The 2,023-nt window shown below is 72.9% G+C and carries 2 protein-coding genes; both read left to right on the top strand.

Annotated features, from left to right (window positions below):
* Positions 1–202 precede the first annotated feature (202 nt).
* Positions 203–1,303 carry an iron-siderophore ABC transporter substrate-binding protein gene (locus tag HMPREF3099_RS01630; protein WP_070703460.1) on the top strand — a complete coding sequence of 367 codons (1,101 nt, stop codon included), beginning with the start codon at positions 203–205 and terminating at the stop codon, positions 1,301–1,303.
* Positions 1,304–1,487: 184 nt separating this feature from the next.
* Positions 1,488–2,023: iron chelate uptake ABC transporter family permease subunit (locus HMPREF3099_RS01625; RefSeq protein WP_141761925.1), on the top strand; the 536-nt coding region annotated here is incomplete at its 3' end.

Here is a 2,023-nt window from a genome sequence, read left to right as displayed (position 1 = left end):
CTCGACTGTCGAGTTCAGCACCGGTGCGGAATTGGGCGCGGGTGGCAGGGCGAATTCGGCACCGGTGCGGAGTTCGGCGCGGGTGGCAGGGCGAGATCAGCACCGGTGCGGAGTTCGGGCGCCGGCGCCCACCGCATCGCAAGGGTCAGGTTTGCCTTCCCCTCGCATCGAGGTGGCGCGTCGGTAGATCCCGAGGAGACCCATGCGCATCGTGCGTACCGGCGCCGTCCTGGCCGCCGCCAGCCTGACCCTGACCGCCTGCTCCACCGGTCCCGCCGGTGAGGAGAAGCCCTCCGAGGGCGCCTCCGGCAGCTCCAGTCAGAGCAGCGGTTCCGAGGGCGGGGACGCCGCCTTCCCGGTGACCGTCAAGCACGCCCTGGGCGAGACCACCATCGAGCAGCAGCCCACCAAGGTGGCCACCCTCGGCTGGTCCGACCACGACGTGGTGGCCGCTCTGGGTGTCGTGCCCACCGGCGCCCCGCAGATCACCTGGGGCGGCAATGCCAAGAAGTCCACCGACTGGTTCGACAAGAAGGTCAACGAGCTCGACCCGAAGGCCGAGATCACCCGCTACTCCGACGCCGACGGCGCCCCGGTGGACGAGATCGTCAAGCTGCAGCCCGACGTCATCCTGGCCACCAACTCCGGCGTGACGCCCGAGGAGTACGAGAAGCTCAGCAAGATCGCCCCCGTGGTGGCCTACCCCGAGGTGGCCTGGGGCACCAGCTGGCAGGACTCCACGAAGATGACCGGCCAGGCCCTGGGCAAGTCGGACGAGGCCGAGAAGGTCATCGCCGACACCGAGAAGCAGGTGGAGGAGACCGCCGCGAAGTACCCGGCGCTCAAGGGCGCCACCGTGGCGTGGGCCTCCTTCTCCCCCACCGACCTGTCCACGTTCGCGCTGTACACCACCACCGACAACCGCCCGCGCATGCTCGAGGAGCTGGGCATGGTCAACGCGCCCCTCATCGGCGAGCTGAGCAAGGACGAGAAGTCCTTCCAGGTGGACGTCTCCGCGGAGAAGGCCAGGACCGTGGACGCCGACGTGGTGGTGTTCTACGCCGACGAGGCCGGCACCGAGAAGGCCGTCACCGGCAACAAGCAGCTGGCCGCCATCCCGGCCTTCCAGCGCGGCTCGTACGTGGCAGCCACCGACCCGGTGGCCTCCTTCCCGATGTCCAGCCCCACCCCGCTGAGCATCCCGACCGCGCTGGAGAAGTTCGTGCCCGAGCTGGCCAAGGCCGCCGAGAAGGCCAAGGGCTCGAGCGAGGGCTCCTCGGCCGGGGCGTCGTCCGCCGAGTGACCTCGCACCTCGCACCGCACGGCCACGGCCGCCGGCTCGCCCTCCTGCTGGGGGGTGGGCTGGTGGCCGTGGCCGTCGCCGTCCTCGCCTCGCTGGCGGTGGGTGCCACGGTGGTGCCCGTCGGTGCCGTCTGGTCGGCCCTGCGCGGGGCGGCGGCGAGGCGGCCGGCATCGTCGAGGCGCGCGTGGACCGCACCGTGCTCGGCGTGCTCGTCGGTGCCGCGATGGGGTGCGCCGGGGCCGCGATGCAGGCCCTCACCCGCAACCCCCTGGCCGACCCCGGCATCCTCGGCGTCAACTCCGGCGCGGCGCTGGCCGTGGTGCTCGGGCTCACCACCGGGGTACTGCACGAGCAGGGCCAGTACGTGTGGTTCGCCCTGGCCGGGGCGGCGCTGGCCGCCGTGGTGGTCTACGGCATCGCCGCGGCGGGACCGGGCGGGGCGCAGCCGGTGACGCTCACCATCGCCGGGGCGGCCTTCGCGGCCACCGCCGGGTCGCTCGGCTCGGGGCTGATGGTGGTGGACCTGGCCGCGCTCGACGTGTTCCGGGTGTGGCAGGTGGGCACCGTGGCCGGACGCGACCTGGGCCTGGTGGCCTCCGTGGCGCCGGTGCTGGTGGCCGGGTTCGTGCTCACCCTGCCGGCCGGCGGGTGGCTCAACACCCTGGCGCTGGGCGACGACCTGGCGCGCGGCCTGGGGCAGCGCGTCGGGCTGGTGCGGCT

It is taken from the genome of Kytococcus sp. HMSC28H12, from assembly GCF_001816045.1.
Classification (GTDB): Bacteria; Actinomycetota; Actinomycetes; order Actinomycetales; family Dermatophilaceae; genus Kytococcus; species Kytococcus schroeteri.
The sequence above is the reverse complement of the archived record's forward strand: the minus strand, read 5'-3'. Positions and strand labels throughout refer to the sequence as shown.